This window comes from Capnocytophaga sp. oral taxon 902 (assembly GCF_013394735.1).
GTDB classification, from domain to species: Bacteria; Bacteroidota; Bacteroidia; order Flavobacteriales; family Flavobacteriaceae; genus Capnocytophaga; species Capnocytophaga ochracea.
This window is the reverse complement of record NZ_CP058261.1, coordinates 1,954,896-1,970,785: the sequence shown is the minus strand read 5'-3', so window position 1 is coordinate 1,970,785 and position 15,890 is coordinate 1,954,896. Positions and strand designations below refer to the sequence as shown.

Sequence of the window (15,890 nt, the reverse complement as noted above, 5' to 3'; positions counted from 1 at the left end):
AACAAAAACTATAGCAGACTTTATCTTTTATCTCCTAAAAACTAAGCGTTACCCCTGCTAAGTAATTGGCTTCGGCAGCGGGTATATACACCATTCCGTAGCCGTTATCGCCGTAAGGAGTGTATTTGGTATTGAAAATGTTATTCCCCATTACCGAAAACAATACCGATTTGAAAGTGCTTTTAGGTTTCCACTCATATTGCAAACTGAGGTTATTCACGAAATAAGCATCGAGTTTTGCTTCCTCACGCTCGGTGTTATCTACATATTGCGCACCTACATATTTAGAAATTAACCCTATTTGAAAACCCTCAATAGGCATAAAAGTAATTGTATTACCGAGCACTACATCAGGAGAATACGAAATGCGAGTATCACCCCAACTAATAGTGCGAGTGGCTACCTCAGCATCTTGACTCTTATAATCTTTGTTTAGATTTTTGCTAAAAGCTATGTTAGGCGACCAGAACCAACGCTCTGAGAGTTGCACCATCGCATCGGCTTCAATTCCTGCACGATAACTCTTGCCTACATTTTCACGGATAGGATAACCGGTGCTGTTGAGTTTCCCTGAAAGTACTAATTGGTCTTCATAGCTCATATAATAACCATTGAGATTTAAACGTACTTTTGGGGTGGTGAGTCGCCAACCGAGTTCGATATCGTTGAGCTTCTCGGCGATAGGTTTCTTTGTATTAGGGTCGTCCTGTAAGGCTTCGTAATAACTCTTGTAATCGGAGCGGTTAGGCTCTTTGGTAGCACGAGCATAAGAGAGGTAAAGGTCGTTATGTGCATTCAAGAAGAAGGTAATACCCGCCTTAGGGTTGAAACTATTAAGGTTTTCGTCTATTTTGTATTTATTCGCCTTATACCCTACGTGACGGAATTGTACATCGGCAAACAGGCTCCATTTAGGGGCAAATTGCCAAGTGAGTTTGCCATAACCTGCCGCTTCTTCTTTGGTGTTGAGTCCTTCGTAGCTATAACGATTGCCATACACAAAAGGTGCTTTTTCTGCCCATAGCAAATCCTTGTAATGCGACCCTTCATAGCGATTGAGCAATCCTCCAAAGAGCAGTTGCACACCGTCTTTCTGATAGTTCGCCGAAAAAGTAGTACCCCAGAAATCGTTGTTCAATCCTTGTTGGTGAATGATGTATGCTTTTTGCTCCTTGCCTGCCCCGTCGAGCACTTTGGGCAAGCCTACCTTAGAATATTTTTTCTTCTCATAGTTCTCCCAATAGCCTTTACCTTTGGTGTAGTGGAAGGAAAGTTGCGTATGCCACGCCGTATTCCACTGTTGTGTCCAGTGCAGTTGGGCGTGGTCTTGCTGATAGTTATCGGTTTCGTTTTCATAGAAACGTTTGTTACCAGCGGTATCTTTGTATTCACCCGCAGGATTATAACGGCGATTACTGTGTAAAGTCTCTTTATCTACTCCCAGATAAGTGAGATAGACACTTTGTTTGCCACCAAATACCAATCCTTTGATGAGCGTACCCCCGTGGCTATAAGCACCTTGTAAGAAGTAGGATTTAAGGTCGGAGGAAGCGCGGTCGCGATATCCATCACTCTTGATAACAGAAAAGCGTCCGCTGAGTTCAAAACGGTCGTTGAGTTTTCCGGTGGAAAGTTTAAGGCTGTGTTTGTGAGTATTATAACTGCCGTAGAAGTTAGCAAGCTCTCCTGATGCCTGCTCTTGTACAGCATCGGTGAGGACGTTTAGGCTTGCGCCAAAAGCTCCTGCCCCATTAGAAGAAGTACCCACTCCGCGTTGCAACTGTATGCTCTCGGCAGAAGAAGCAAAGTCGGAGAGATTGTACCAGAAAACCCCTTGTGATTCGGAGTCGTTGAGCGGTACCCCGTTGATAGTAACATTGGTGCGGTACAAGTCGCTCCCACGTACAAACATATTGCTACTGCCAAAGCCCGAACCATCTTCGGAATAGCTCACCACATTAGGTAACTGAGCTAACAACAAAGGAAATTGCTGACCGAAATTTTTGGTCTTGATTTCCTCCTTAGAGAGGTTAGAAAAGGTTACGGGAAGTTTTTTGGTAGCCCTCACGGACGATACTAATACTTCGTCTAACTGAATGGGCTTAGGTGAAGGGACGATAGAGTCAGGCTCTATTGCCTGTTGTGCCATTGCCGATGTAGTAAGGCAAATGGCAGTGTACAAAAGTACATTTTTCATTGTAAAATAAATATTTACAAATAAAAGAGGCTATTATTTGGTGTGTTAATAAAATAAAAAAGCCTGTTTATGCTACCCAAAAGCAAAAACAAGCTCCAATTGCTTAGTTTCATTCCTTCAACGGGATTATCCGTTCAAGTTCAATGGGTATAATCTCAGCCTGTTACAGCACCCCTTATGAGACGGCGCAAAAGTACAAATAAATATCAAAACCGCAAATAATACGCTAATTATTTCTTCTGAAAGCCTTTTATGAAAGCTGTAATAATAAAAGTTAGCAAGGCAGGTAAAAACCATTCTAAACCGTAATCGCTCAAAGGTAATAGGCTTTTAATTTCATAAAGCTTATCAAAGGGTAGTTCTAACGTTTGACAGCTATCAATAGTGGAAATAATAGCAGTGACCAATACGCTTAAAATATAGGGTAATTTGCTATTTACAAAGCGGTCGAAGATTAAAACGGTTATAATGAGAGTAGAGACTATGGGGTATATAAATAGCAGAATATAAATCGCATAATTGATGATATTATCCACCGTGTTAATTGATAATACTACTGAAATAAGCGTACAGGCTATAGCACCTGCTTTGTACGGGATGCGTTGGTGAGTTACTTCTTCAAAGAACAAACCCACTGCCGATGTAAGAGCAATAGCCGTGGTAAGACAAGCAAAACCAATAGCTAAGGCAACAGTGATAGTACCCCATTTCCCTAAAACAGAATGAGAAATGTGTAACAGAAGTTCAGTGCGTTGTACGCTATCAGTTAAAGGGTAATCGGTAGTGGCGCCTAAGTAGATAAGCCCCCATAAATAAACAACAAACAGAGCGTAGAAAGCATTCCAGCCGCAAAAGTAACAGAAACACGCTCATTGCGTGAGGTATATCCACTATCTATTACTGCTGCAATAACAATACCTGCAAAGATAACCGAAGCCAGCAAATCCATTGTTTGGTAGCCTTCTAAGAAACCTAACGAAAAACTTTCGGTGGCGGTAAATGCCGTAGAGGTAATACTATCAGGGGGAAAGCATACGCCTAAAACAATAAGCAGTACTAAAACTATCAGCAGAAAAGGAGTGAGAAACCTGCCTATAATGCTTACAATCTTGGATTTCGATATAGATAATGCGGTTACAACGGCAAAGAATAGAACGATAAACCACACCTTAGGAAAAGCAGGTAATAAGGGCTGTATGCCTACCTCAAAAGTAGTAGCAGCGGTGCGTGGGATAGCTACCAAAGGACCTATGCATAAAATAACTAATAACGTAAGGATTTTAATGAGCCAAGGGTGCGTTTTCTTCCCTAAATCAGTGAAGTGAGTGCCCGTTTTAGCCACCATTAACACCCCTAAAAAAGGAGCTAAAATAGCGGTGATAAAAAAGCCTAACAACGCCATACCCCATTCACCTTCCGTTCTTAAACCTATGAACGGAGGCAATATAAGATTACCCGCCCCAAAGAACATCGCAAATAAAGCGAAGCCTACGGTGGTAATAGTTTTCCATTTGCTTTTACGAATATGATGCATAGAGGTAGAGAATAACTTTGCAAAAATAGTAATTTTATACTACAAATGCAAATATTTATTTTAAAGCCCCTCAAAAAATGCCTTCAACCTATGTTTTCCTACCTTCATTGGCGCTACCGAATCCATTGCCATTACGGTGAAAACGAATTCTATAGTGCCGTAAGCACTTTTAGGTAAGAAATATTTGCCTATTTTCAAAACAGACTTCCGTACCCAATCAGGCAAAAAACCGACCTTCACAGGCTTATGTAACACCTCGAAAGCCAAAGCAGCGATTTCATACTGGGTGAACACCTCAGCCCCTCCTACATTCACTTCCTTTTCGGAGCTCTCTAATTGCGCTACACACACCTCGGCTAAATCCTCGCCGTGAATAGGATTCATAGCGTATTGCCCTTTGCCAAACAGACGCACTTTACCTTCTTTTGCCATTGAAAAGAAGGTGGCTATATCGCTGTAAAAAGCCGATGGACGCACGATACAGTAGTCCATTCCACTGGTTTTAAGGGTATCTACAAAACGCTCTTTGGCAGCCCCAATGGCAATAGGACGTAATGCTTCGCCGTTTAATACGGAAATATATACGAACTTACGTACCCCTGAGCGCAGAGCTTCGTCAAGCAAGTTCTTGTTAGCCGCATAATCTACTTGCTCGTAGGTGAGTTTGTCTTTCTGCCGAGTAATCCCGACAGTGGAAATCACTTGGGTAACTCCCTCGCACACACCGAGTAAAGTATTGGGTTTTGTTACCTCAGCCTCGACGACTTCTAATAGCGGGTGGGTAAGTAAGGCGGGTGCTATTTTCGACTTATTGCGCACTATAATGCGGGTAGGGTATTCTTTTTTTAAGAGTTCAGCTAATATAAACTGACCTAAATAACCGGTCGCTCCGGCTAATAATATTTTTTCTGATGATTTCATACTGTTTTAATAAATTGATTTAAGACTTTCAACTTAGTTAATGTTTAAACTTTGGCTAAATTTGCGACGAAAAATAACTAATCGAACACAATTTTTCCTACGATTTTAGCACCTTCATACACGTTGAGCTCGTGAAGTTCGTCTAAGATATAAGCGGGGGCGTGACCGACAAGAAACCTCACTTGGCACAAAGCACTGTATTCACTCTCTTTCATAGGCTCTTCAAATTCAATAATAATGCTCCAATTTGGTTGAGGCAATTGCTCGATGTAAGTGCTGGCATAATAAACCTCACCGGTAGGAGGGTGTTGTCGTCCGCCTTCTTCTTTGGTAAGAAAATGAATGACACCTGATTTTGATTTCTTCATAGTCAGAATACAATTTGGTTTAACAAAAGTACTTCTTTATTTATTAACCGCCAAATAAAATAACAAATAACGAATGACGAATGACAGATAGATATATTTTAACTATACACTAAACGAATTTAAGGTGGGGCTTCAGTGGGTCTACAGTGGCTCTACAGTGGCTCTACAGTGGGTCTTCAGTGGGTCTTCAGTGGCTCTACAGTGGGTCTACAAGGGTCACTAACTATACATTCACCGAACACTAGCTGTATATCAACGATTTTTTACCTTTGAGAATTGGCTTTTTCGGTAGAATGAAGGTTTTACTTACTAAAAAACAATTTTCTCTCTTTTATGAGGATATACCCCACGAGTAGAGCGAATAAGCCTGTTTGTATCAGTTTGCTGTCGGGGTGAGTGGCGAAGATTTCGTTAGAAACATTGGCTACCAAATGGAACAATATGGCTACTAGCACATTGCGCCCCGATTTGTAATACAGCCAGTTGATGATAAACACAAAGGCAAACAGACTCACAAAAAAGTTGGCTGTATAGAGCCACCCCTCAGCTTGTACATTGCTTTGGTAATAGTTCTTTACAAAGAACAAGGGCAAATGCCATAACCCCCAATACACGGTAAAGATAACCGATGAGGTGAAAAGCGTCCACCTACTGCGCAAGGCATCAGTGCCGTAAGTATGCCAAGCCAATTCTTCGAGCACCGGCGCCAAACAGAGCACAAACCAAGCGTTGAAAGGCGCTGAACTGAAACTGGGTTGCCCTGAAATGTAAAACTGGTCGAGACTATGCCCTAAATTGAGCGAAAGTAGCTGTGCCACGACAATGGAAAGGGGTGGAAATAAGAGGGTAATCCAAAAATAGCGGTTGGTGAGCAAATTTCTGCCAATAAAACGCGCTTTGAGGTCGGATAAGAGCTCCTTATTGCGTGCAAAGAGGTAGGTAGCCACGCCCATAGGAGCAAATAAGCCTGCCAATTCAAAAAAGCCTGTCCAAAAAGCATTAGGTGCTTTTGGCTGGTGGCTCCAATAAGCCACCACAAACCACAATACCCAAGGAATCACAAGGGAAAGGGTAAAAAACAAAATAGGGTGATTATACTTTTTCATTTTATTTAAGAGTTAAACTCAATTTATGAGAAAGCCCCCGTTCCCCCGAAGGGGGACAATCTGCAAAAGTGAGCATTTTTTAAAATAAAGACAATGTTTAGCCTCTCACAATAATCGCTTTCACGGCTTGCCTCCTCTCCTTCGGAGAGGGGGAACGGGGGTGAGGCCTTTACTTTCAAAATTCTATTTTATAACTGATATTAGGGATAACCAAAGTAGCTTTGCTGAGCTCTATTTGTCTGCTTTGGTCATAAATAGAATAGTACCCCTAAGTGTTTGGGTAATATCTTGTGCGTGTGCTACAAGCAGAAGCACTAAAAAAAGAACGATGCTCAAAAAGGTTTTCATTGCGTAATACGTTTAAAATTCTGGGGCAAAGGTATGGTGGAAAACAAGGTGCATCGCCCAAGCGTGAGGGAATGGACGTAATTGTAATGAACAATTGATAATTGACAATTGACAAATGGTAGTGACGCAAGGGGTTAGGGAAGTTTTGTTCGTGGGAAGAATTGTGCGGGGCGGACAGGTAGGAGGAAGTGAAAAGAGGGGGTAGCGTGAGAGTTTGGACGTGCTAAACTATGCTTCTCGCACCTAATTTACAAATTCACTCGGTGTTTTACCTGTAATCTTCTTGAAAACTTGGTTGAAAGAGGACTTAGAGTTAAAGCCCGCTTCATAGGCAAGCCCCAAAAGATTAAAATTCTTATCAATGTCTTTCTTTGCCAAGGTGATAAACTCTTCGACACGATAGCTGTTCACAAAGTCATAAAAATTCTTTTCTTCGTATTGGTTGATAATTTGTGAAAGGTGGTTAGGAAGTACACCTAACATTTCAGCTAATTGAGCTAAGGAGAGTTTAGGTTCGAGATAAGGTTTTTCGGTAGTCATTAGTGTGAGCAGCTGTTTGTGTAAGCTGGTTGCTTCCTCGGCTTTCAAACCGGATTTGCGGTATTCAGGAGTTTTGGAGAATGAAGAAGGTTCAATATTGTCTGACCTATGAGAATTGTCAGACAAGACTAAATTCTTTATAAAAGGCTTTTGTTTTTCAACACTAAAAATTCCCTGATGCCGTATGCCCCAGAAGCCAATAAGCCCTATAAGTAAGACAAAGAGTGCTAAGAAAATAAGTTCTATATTAACTCCTATCTCTATTTCTAAGAGAAATTGCACTATATATCCCACTATCATCACTGAGAAAATCAGCCCGAACCCGATGAGCAACAGTCGTAGCCATTGCAAACTAATACCTTCGTTATAGCCAAAATTATCGCCTATTACCCGCTCATACTGATTGATTTTCTGATAAGCCAATACAATATATACCACACTCACGGTCACAAAAGCTACAAACGAAGTTGTAAATAACCATTGATAGGGGCTATGGTAATCGGCTTGGTCTATCATTGCTTTTTCAGTCGCCGAATAGCCAAAAAGAAATGGAAACATCACAACGTAGGTGAGCAAAAAAGGTAAAAAATGCAAGCTATCGCGCCAATGAAAATGTTGGTCTTCACGTGAACACACCAACACGTACAAATATACAAAAGGAGCAAACAAAAGCGGAAAAGGGTGCGTCGCTCCTACTAAATGCGGGTATTTCTCCCAATAACCCAAATAATGCAGGTAGTAATTCAGCAAATAAATACCAATGCACACCAACCATATCCCCAATACCTTATCCGATAAGGCTTGAGAGCGTTTGGTAAAGAGCAATACAGAGAGGAAAAAGCAAAGGAAAATGCCGATGGTAAAGAGCGTATTCATTATTATCTTCGTTGTTATTAAAGGCGCAAATATAAAGATAATACAAGAAAACGCCAATAACTTTACTACTTAATGATAAATAAATGAAAAAAATATAATAAATATTTAGTGAACAAGACTTCTAAAATGAATAAAACGAGAACTAAATAGAAGTGTTTTTCTATTTAGTTCTCGTTCTATAATGAGATTGTAATGTGGAGTCGGAGAGAATCGAACTCTCGTCCAAATAAGTCATCAAAAAGCTTTCTACATACTTAGTCCTCGTTTGATTTTCGTCGCAAAACTGACCGAGCACCGCCCATTTTGCGCTTAGCTTCCTTTGCTTAAGAACCGTTAGCAGAAGCGTACCGCAGGTTCAATGTTGACTTTTATGGTGCCTCTGCACGAAACGCCGTCAACAAGGGCTTTTCAGAGACATCTCGCTTCCCTACCTTGTAGAGACTTAGCCAGCAATCTTACTAAACTTCAGATTAGGCAGCAAGAGCGTAGTTATTCTCGCCATTTAAAATTTTGAAATAGAGATTATCGAGCATTCATTTCACAGCTCGGTATGCTTACTATTTAATGCCACTTACTGTCAAAACCGGTCGACCCCAAGTGTTCATTTCTGTAATTCGGTGCAAAGGTACAAAAAATAATCATACTGACAACAATTACCCTCTTTTTTATTTCATAATCCCTCTTTATTCTCCTACCTTCCACTAGCATACGCCTACCAGAGAGAAGAGAAAATGCTATTTAATCACTTTCCCTTCAATAATTCAGATAGCACTCTTCTTCTATTGACATTCAATACACCAACGTATTCACTTCTCTTTACTTTCGATTTATTATCCTCAAAATCACTTCTTACTCCCCTCTCTTAACTCCTCATTTTTAATTATTTACACACCCTTTCTATACCAATCTTCCAAGATTCGTATAAGCTTCCTATAAGCTCTCTATAAGCTAAGCATACCCTCCTAACAGCCTTTTCTCTCCAAAATTCCCTTCAACCTCTTTTGATTTTTTTTCGTTTTCCTCCGATAACTCCGAGCCTTTCCAAGTTTCTCTACTCTCCCTCCGCTGGTGCTTTTCTTGTAGCCTGTACCTCATTTTCTAATTTCCAAATTCGATAATTTTCCCTCTGCCTGTGTGGTTCACATTGCGCGTCGTGCACAACTAATTTGTGGTGAGTCCGCCATCAACGGCGAGCACAGTGCCTGTAATCCACGAAGCATTGTCGCTGGCTAAGAATACCGCTGCTTGGGCTATATCTTCAGGCGTGCCAATGTGTTGTAAAGGGTATATTTCCTTTACCATAGTCTCAAAAGCGGCTTGTTTTTCGGGGGTGAGAGCTTGCAAATTGCGGTTGAATTGCGGGGTAGAAATATTTCCAGGAGCAATGGCATTTACGCGTACGCCTAAGTGTCCGACTTCAAAAGCTAAGGCTATGGTAAAAGAGTTTAACGCTCCTTTAGTAGCCGAATAGACGGTAGCCGCGCGGTTAGGAAGCATTCGGTGCACAGAATACGACGAGATATTAATGACATTCCCCTTGCTTTTCACCAAAGCAGGAAGCAGACCTTGGGTAAGGAAATAAGGCGCTTTTACATTGAGGTTGAAGTGAGCATCGTATAAGGTGTTGTCCACTTGCTCAAAAGGCACGAACCTCGCCAAACCGGCGTTGTTTACTAAAATATCTACCGCAGGTAGCAGTTGCTCAATGTCTTTCACTACCTCAGTTACTGTCTCTATTTTTGATAAATCAGCAGAGAGGGTGTGTACTTGCACGCCAAACTCATTTAGTAGCTCTTGTTGGGCTCTTTGTAGTTTCTCAGGGTCTTTGCCTATGAGCAATAGGTTCGCGCCCTCACGGGCAAAGGCTTTGGCTATTCCTAAGCCAATACCGTCACTTCCGCCAGTAATCACGGCGTTCTTGTTGTTTAAGTTTTTCATTTGTTAATTATCTTCTTTAATTGTAGATTATTTACAAAGTGCAAAGGTAAAGTATTTATTTGTATATTTGCAACTTATGTCGTAATTTATTTACAATTTATGGCAAAAGAAGTACAAAAAGAACTCTTGTTAGACTTTGATTTTCTGCGGAAATTGGTAGTGGGAATAGGGGAAGTATCACAAATCACTGGTATCCCTACCCGACAAATACGCTATTGGGAAGAGAAAGGAATTATCAGCAGTTTAACAGAAGAGGAAGGGAAAAATAGAAGGTATGATTACCTGAATATCAAAAAAATACTCCTTATCAAAGAGCTTCTTGATGAGGGGTATACGTTAGATGCTTCGGTAGAGAAAGTAAAGAAGCGTATGGCGATGATAGAGGAAACGCTCTCCAAGATGAATCAATTAGTTAATAAGCAAGTGAGTCGATGAGAACAATAAGTAGGCAAGAGGCTATTACACTGAGATTGTTACACCAGCAATTGCTTTCTCCTCAATATGAAAAACCTGAGGAAATTGTAACGTGGCAAGGGGCTATGCAAGCACAGGACTATAACTATTTTCGTTGGGCGATAGGTATACGGCAATGTACTCCGCAATTAACCCAACTCCAAGAGGCTTTTGCTAAGGCTGAACTTTTACGTCTTCATCTCTTGCGTTGTACGGTGCAAGTGGTGAGCAAAACGGATATAGGCTGGCTACTTCCTTTATGTGAGGAACGCAATCTGAGTACTTTGCAATCTTGGCAAAAGAATATCAGTACAGCGTTTGCCCAAAATTACTTTCAGGAGGTAACACACGCTCTATGTGAATTGTTAGCTGGTGGTAAGTCATTGTCTAAAAAAGCTATTGCTAACAGACTCACAGCTTTGGGACTTTTACCTGATGACAAACTGCTCAACCCTTTATTATTGCGTGCTGAGATTGAAGGGCTTTTGTGTTCGGGGGTAATGCAAGGCAAGGAAGCTACTTGGGCTCTATTGTCCGAAAGAGTACCTACAACAACTGTTATTATCCTTGATGAAGCTTTGAAACGACTGGCACAGAAGTATTTCAGGAGTCATTCGCCTGCCTCGTTAGAGGATTTTACGTAGTGGTCAGGATTGCCTAAAATGCAATGTAAAAAAGCTATAGAGGGGATTGCCTCTGAATTAGAAGAAGTTTTGGTAGAAAGTATCCCAATGTATCTGTATCGCAATAACTTTGAGGCTACCAATTACGTAAAAACAATACATTTGCTTCCGCCATACGATGAGTATCTGATAGGCTATAAAAGCCGCTGGGTAGCTCTCGACAAAAAGCACGAAGCAAAGGCACATAATAAGTTTGGTATATTTAAACCGGTTATTCTGCACGAAGGCAGAGTTGTAGGCAATTGGAAAGCGAGTATTGATAAACAAGCAACTAACCTAACTACCGACCTTTTTACTGAGAAAACCAAAGTAAGGAAACAGAGTTTGCAAGAGGCTACTGACCAACTTGTAAGATTTTGTAAAAAAGATAACTAATTTTCTAATTCCCTCATTTGCTCATTTTCTAATTATGTATTACCTTTGCAGCATTAAAATATTAATAATATAATTATGAGAAAAGTACTTTTAATGGGAGTGTTAGCTTCCTTTATGTTAGCGGGTTGTGGTACAGCTAAATCACCAGAGATGAAACGCTTGGAAAAACAACAACAAGCCTTGAAACTCAATACCGAGCTCAACGAATTGCAAATGAGACTCACTCAAGAGCAAACCAATAATCAGTCGTTGCAAACTGAGGCTACACAAGCTAATGAAGAAGCTACCAATCGTACGGATGCTTTTAGTGATGCCAACTCGGCTTCGGCAAGTGCTAAAAAAGCGAACAAAGCTCAAAAGGCATTGCGCAAAGCTAGTAGGGCTAACAGGAATTTAGCCAAAAGTAATCGCCGTATTGAGAAATTGCAAAAAGACATCACTAAATTGCAAGAAAAGATAACTAAACTAAATGCTGAAGTAGAATTTAGCAAATAGATGCAAGTTAGATGTTTTATTAAAAAATCCTTGTATGGTATTACCACACAAGGATTTTTATTTATTGCTTGTCGTGCTACGATCTAATTGCCATATTGTAGTATCATCTCTACAAAATCAGGGTCTCGGTGAGAAGCGAAGAGTGTTTGCTGGGTGTCGAGAGTGGCTATTTGGCTCATATCCTCTGCTGAGAGTTGGAAGTCAAATACATTAAGGTTTTGTTCCATACGCTCTTTGCGCACCGACTTAGGAATGCAGATAATATCGCGTTGCAAGAGATAGCGCAAAGCTACTTGGGCAGCGCTTTTGTGATACTTTTCACCAATAGCATTGAGAGTAGGATTGGCAAAGAAATCGTTTTTACCCTCAGCAAAAGGTCCCCACGACATTAGCTTGGTGTCATATTTTTTCATTAGCTCTTGGAGGTCTTGCTGCTGGTAGAAAACGTGAGTTTCCATTTGGTTTACAGCAGGTTTTATCTCGCAGTGGTATGCCAAATCGAGGTATCTATCGGCATAGAAGTTGCTCACGCCAATAGCGCGCACTTTGCCCTCTTTGTAGGCTTCTTCCATTGCACGATAAGAGCCATAATAGTCGCCAAAAGGTTGGTGAACGAGTAGCAAATCGATATAATCAGTTTGTAGTTTGCGCAAAGAGGTTTCGATAGAGGCTTTTGCCTTTTCATAGCCTGCATTGCTTACCCACACTTTGGTAACGATAAAGAACTCTTTGCGGTCGATACCACTTTTCTTAATAGCGTTGCCTACGCCTTCTTCATTTTTGTAGATTTGGGCAGTATCAATCATTCGGTAGCCTACCGCGATAGCATCGCTTACGCAACGCTCACATTCTTTTGGGTCTACTTGGTATACACCATAGCCCAATAGGGGCATTTGTACCCCGTTGTTTAACTCAATGTTTTTCATTTGTAATTCTTATTTTTAGTTTTTAGACCCTGCAAAGATAAACAAATTTGTCAAATAATTGTTACAGAGGAGTTGGTAGTTTTTGTAGATTTTTTCCTTGTATTTTTTGATCTTTTTATGTTATGTTATAATCAATGGAAATATATCAATAGAGAAATGTTAAAATTTATAGTTTTATACATTTTTATTTTTGATTATAAAAAAATGTTGTATTTTTGCCACCTAAATTATTAAAAAGAAATGAAAAGTATCTTAATATTATTTTGTAGTATAATTCCTTTTATAGCAATAGGACAAGAAAAAATGAGTTTAGGAGATATTGAAAAAGTAATTGAAGTTGGTAATATCTCTAAATCAGTATTATATAATAATGCTGTACAATGGGCATCTGCAAATGAAGCAGGATGTAAGAAAAAAATAGAAATTCAAGATTCTAATAACTCAAGTATTGTTGTAAAATATGAAAAATTAAATACTCCAAGAGATAAATCATTAACAAAGTATATGTCCTATACTTTCAGATTTACTGTAAAAATAGATTGTAAGGATAATAAATATAGACGTATTTATGCTACTCCTTCCGTATTAATAGGTCAAGATAGAAATATTAATCTAAAAAAAATGACTCCTGACGAATTGATGGAATTACAAAAAGAACTAGAAGCAGGAATAAGGATTTCTGAAAGCTATTTTAAAGAAATATTGGATTGGGATTTAGGGAAAATTACTGAAATTCTTTTTGAAAAAGAGAAATTAATTACTGATTATAAACAAAAGTTGTCCAATATTGTAGGTAATTCAAGAACTGAGAAAAAGGAGAAAAAGTTATTAGAGGAGTCTTTAGAAAAAAATTATTTAGAATCTTATATTTTAAATGAATCTATAATTCGTTGGAATGTAATGATTGATAAATTAAATAATAACATAGATGCTATAATGAATCAAAACAATGATTTTTAGTATATTCTATAAAAAAAGCCCAAAAAAAACACTTATTTTTTTGGGCTTTTTTTTACTATACATTGTTAATTTGTTATTTTTTTAACCTCAATTACTTTATGGAAGAGCACAAACAAAGTGCTTGTTCAATAAAGTAATTAGCACTAATTAACTCATAACTTAATTATTTTCCTGTACGGCTAGCACCTCATTATACATAAATTATCCCTTATCAACAGTTTATAGGGGCAGTTGAGCCCTCTCCTGCCTTGCAAGCTACTTGTATCTATCTCAGTCCTGAATATGCTGAATATTGTACCCCGCGTAGCAACTATGGCATACGAGGAGCGTTGGCGCTGTTTGCAAACCCTATTATGCCACTCACCGAAAAGCAATTCACCCAACTGCAATACGATTTTCAACAAATAAAACACCGCCTCACCGATACCATTCACGCTTTTCAAGAGGAAGTACTACAAAATGCAGTGCAAACACTTATGTTAGATTATTTTGATATTCATACCTCGTTGTTTGGCAATCAGAAAATAGCTTTTCAGGGCAATGACCTTATGGTGCGTTTTATGGCATTGTTAGAACAAGAAGAATATGTGCAACATCGTGAAGTGAGGTATTATGCCGATAAGCTCTTTGTGTCGCCCAAGCATCTATCAGAAGTGAGCAAGCAGGTAAGCGGGCGCAATGCCCTCTACTGGATTAACCGCTTTACTACCATACATATACGCAAGATATTACAACAAAAAACACACTCTATTACCGAGCTTACCGACCTTTTTGGTTTTTCTTCCACTGCCTATTTTTCTCGCTTTGTACAACAACATTTAGGGGTAAGTCCGAGTGAATTTTATCAGTAATAATAAACTCCCCGTGTGGTATGTATCACGCAGGGAGTTTATTTTTGTAGCTACGGAAGCTTACTATGGTAATTTTGGACCTTTCCAGCCTCTGGTTACTAAAACATATTGAAAATAATCGGTAGTATATTTATCCTCCTCAGGCGTTATCTTTCCCATAAGGAAACTAATAGGTGATTTGAAACCAACAACATCTTGACAGTGTGCATAAGGAGAATCTTTACTGTTGAGCTTGTAAAGCACTATTGAAGGATTTTCAGAGGCTTCTTTGAAATTTTCTGCATTTGTGAAATAGGAGATAGGCCCATCGCAGTTTGCCCAAGAAATCATCTCGTTAGGGCTCGTTGGCATACCCAAACCTTTTGGAAGATACATTTCTGAATCAAAAGGACGATGCATCACAGAAATCACCGTATAATCTTTCTGTTTTAGAAGAGCAGCAAAACATTTTCTCCCGTTGTATTTTTCCTGATAGATATGTCCGCTACCCAAAGAGCAATAATAGTTTCTTTTTGTATCACTCACACTATCTAACTGCTTGATAGTTAAATCAAAATTACTCATCATAACACTATCGCGATTATGCTTAAAGGCTTCTTGTTTACCTAAAAGTCCATAAACTCGTATCTTTTGATCCTTTGGTAGTGTTTGATTATAGTTGTAAAGTATCTTCCATTTTTCAAGATACTCCTGTGTTTGGCGCTGCGGGATATTCTCTTTAAGATTGTTAAAGTGTTGTTTCAATAACGTTTCATCAGGAGTGTCAGTATTTAGGTATTGATTCAGAAGTTCAGCATCTTCGGTAAAAAATTCATTAAAATAATCAGTAACTCCAAACTTTTTGTTCAGGTACATCAAGAGTTGAGCGTCAAAAAGCTGTGTCTTGGCAAATCCGTGAATCTCACCAAACATAAACACAGTAGGAGTATTAACCTCTGTAAATAATGTTGTATCGGAGATTGTGCTTTCTGGCGGTAATATTATGCTATTAGCTTTAAGGTAATTTACTTTTTCTTCACTAATATTACCACGAAGGAAGAACCCATAAATAAAGAAATACGCTATGGGCAATACGGTTAAGAGCAAGAAAATAACAAGAATAGTAAGTAGTATTTTCTTTATTACTTTTTTCATAACATAACTATTTAGTTAATAAATATAAACTCACAAGAATCTAAGTAAAAAGAATCTCATTTCCTTAAATTCACAACAAAAGTATAAAATTAATTTTAATGAATAGATAATTAATGAGTATTTTTTTGTACAACAACATTTAGGGGTAAGTCCGAGTGAATTTTATTTATTGTTTGTTGTGCTAC

12 protein-coding genes, 1 other RNA gene, 2 pseudogenes and 1 riboswitch are annotated in these 15,890 nt (G+C 39.1%); of the genes and pseudogenes, 5 read left to right on the top strand and 10 right to left on the bottom strand.

All coding sequences use genetic code 11. The features are described 5' to 3' along the window. Positions 1-34 precede the first annotated feature (34 nt). The 8 genes and pseudogenes from HW278_RS08540 to HW278_RS08505 form a co-directional block, all read right to left on the bottom strand. Positions 35-2,197: a TonB-dependent receptor gene (locus HW278_RS08540; RefSeq protein ID WP_178977554.1), complete on the bottom strand. Its 2,163-nt coding sequence runs from the start codon at positions 2,195-2,197 to the stop codon at positions 35-37. 95 nt (positions 2,198-2,292) lie between these two features. Beyond that, a riboswitch (TPP riboswitch) is annotated at positions 2,293-2,383 on the bottom strand. A gap of 44 nt (positions 2,384-2,427) precedes the next feature. Further along, positions 2,428-3,668, bottom strand: a pseudogene (gene brnQ / locus HW278_RS08535) (branched-chain amino acid transport system II carrier protein). Between the two features lie 123 nt (positions 3,669-3,791). Next, entirely contained in the window at positions 3,792-4,652 is an 861-nt protein-coding gene (locus HW278_RS08530) for an SDR family oxidoreductase (RefSeq protein WP_111972944.1), read from the bottom strand. Between the two features lie 77 nt (positions 4,653-4,729). After that, positions 4,730-5,020 carry a hypothetical protein gene (locus tag HW278_RS08525; protein WP_178977553.1) on the bottom strand — a complete coding sequence of 97 codons (291 nt, stop codon included), beginning with the start codon at positions 5,018-5,020 and terminating at the stop codon, positions 4,730-4,732. A 302-nt stretch (positions 5,021-5,322) separates the two neighbouring features. Next, a complete protein-coding gene (locus HW278_RS08520) occupies positions 5,323-6,126 on the bottom strand; it encodes a CPBP family intramembrane glutamic endopeptidase (protein ID WP_178977552.1) in 804 nt (267 codons plus the stop codon). Between the two features lie 591 nt (positions 6,127-6,717). Continuing rightward, positions 6,718-7,890, bottom strand: a complete 1,173-nt coding sequence (locus tag HW278_RS08515) for a helix-turn-helix domain-containing protein (protein WP_178977551.1) — start codon at positions 7,888-7,890, stop codon at positions 6,718-6,720. A 192-nt stretch (positions 7,891-8,082) separates the two neighbouring features. After that, positions 8,083-8,485, bottom strand: a transfer-messenger RNA (tmRNA) gene (gene ssrA, locus HW278_RS08510). Between the two features lie 566 nt (positions 8,486-9,051). Continuing rightward, the gene (locus tag HW278_RS08505) at positions 9,052-9,828 is read right to left on the bottom strand and encodes an SDR family NAD(P)-dependent oxidoreductase (protein WP_178958322.1); all 777 of its coding nucleotides are present in this window, start codon (positions 9,826-9,828) and stop codon (positions 9,052-9,054) included. Positions 9,829-9,927: 99 nt separating this feature from the next. On the opposite strand from HW278_RS08505, the gene HW278_RS08500 reads away from it, so the two are divergent. The 3 genes and pseudogenes from HW278_RS08500 (at position 9,928) to HW278_RS08490 (ending at position 11,834) form a co-directional block, all read left to right on the top strand. After that, positions 9,928-10,263, top strand: coding sequence for a MerR family transcriptional regulator (locus HW278_RS08500; RefSeq protein ID WP_178958321.1), 336 nt, complete (start codon positions 9,928-9,930; stop codon positions 10,261-10,263). Next, a pseudogene (locus HW278_RS08495) lies at positions 10,260-11,339 on the top strand (winged helix DNA-binding domain-containing protein). Before HW278_RS08500 ends, HW278_RS08495 begins: the two are co-directional and overlap by 4 nt. A gap of 75 nt (positions 11,340-11,414) precedes the next feature. Beyond that, positions 11,415-11,834, top strand: a complete 420-nt coding sequence (locus tag HW278_RS08490; protein WP_178977550.1) for a SlyB protein — start codon at positions 11,415-11,417, stop codon at positions 11,832-11,834. 83 nt (positions 11,835-11,917) lie between these two features. On the opposite strand, the gene HW278_RS08485 is transcribed toward HW278_RS08490, so the two are convergent. Next, positions 11,918-12,760: an aldo/keto reductase gene (locus HW278_RS08485; protein WP_178977549.1), complete on the bottom strand. Its 843-nt coding sequence runs from the start codon at positions 12,758-12,760 to the stop codon at positions 11,918-11,920. Between the two features lie 240 nt (positions 12,761-13,000). Here HW278_RS08485 and HW278_RS08480 point away from each other — a divergent pair, with 240 nt between their 5' ends. Beyond that, positions 13,001-13,720: a DUF4468 domain-containing protein gene (locus HW278_RS08480; RefSeq protein WP_178977548.1), complete on the top strand. Its 720-nt coding sequence runs from the start codon at positions 13,001-13,003 to the stop codon at positions 13,718-13,720. Positions 13,721-13,968: 248 nt separating this feature from the next. Then, complete coding sequence (locus HW278_RS08475) at positions 13,969-14,571, top strand: AraC family transcriptional regulator (RefSeq protein ID WP_255493583.1); 603 nt, start codon at positions 13,969-13,971, stop codon at positions 14,569-14,571. Between the two features lie 63 nt (positions 14,572-14,634). On the opposite strand, the gene HW278_RS08470 is transcribed toward HW278_RS08475, so the two are convergent. After that, complete coding sequence (locus HW278_RS08470) at positions 14,635-15,705, bottom strand: hypothetical protein (RefSeq protein WP_178977547.1); 1,071 nt, start codon at positions 15,703-15,705, stop codon at positions 14,635-14,637. Positions 15,706-15,890 lie beyond the last annotated feature (185 nt).

Bases quoted from the DNA above. Each gene is read 5' to 3' on its own strand.
- HW278_RS08540 (WP_178977554.1), bottom strand. From the start codon at position 2,197: ATGAAAAATGTACTTTTGTACACTGCCATTTGCCTTACTACATCGGCA.
- HW278_RS08530 (WP_111972944.1), bottom strand. From the start codon at position 4,652: ATGAAATCATCAGAAAAAATATTATTAGCCGGAGCGACCGGTTATTTA.
- HW278_RS08525 (WP_178977553.1), bottom strand. From the start codon at position 5,020: ATGAAGAAATCAAAATCAGGTGTCATTCATTTTCTTACCAAAGAAGAA.
- HW278_RS08515 (WP_178977551.1), bottom strand. From the start codon at position 7,890: ATGAATACGCTCTTTACCATCGGCATTTTCCTTTGCTTTTTCCTCTCT.
- HW278_RS08470 (WP_178977547.1), bottom strand. From the start codon at position 15,705: ATGAAAAAAGTAATAAAGAAAATACTACTTACTATTCTTGTTATTTTC.
- HW278_RS08480 (WP_178977548.1), top strand. From the start codon at position 13,001: ATGAAAAGTATCTTAATATTATTTTGTAGTATAATTCCTTTTATAGCA.
- HW278_RS08485 (WP_178977549.1), bottom strand. From the start codon at position 12,760: ATGAAAAACATTGAGTTAAACAACGGGGTACAAATGCCCCTATTGGGC.
- HW278_RS08500 (WP_178958321.1), top strand. From the start codon at position 9,928: ATGGCAAAAGAAGTACAAAAAGAACTCTTGTTAGACTTTGATTTTCTG.
- HW278_RS08505 (WP_178958322.1), bottom strand. From the start codon at position 9,828: ATGAAAAACTTAAACAACAAGAACGCCGTGATTACTGGCGGAAGTGAC.
- HW278_RS08520 (WP_178977552.1), bottom strand. From the start codon at position 6,126: ATGAAAAAGTATAATCACCCTATTTTGTTTTTTACCCTTTCCCTTGTG.
- HW278_RS08490 (WP_178977550.1), top strand. From the start codon at position 11,415: ATGAGAAAAGTACTTTTAATGGGAGTGTTAGCTTCCTTTATGTTAGCG.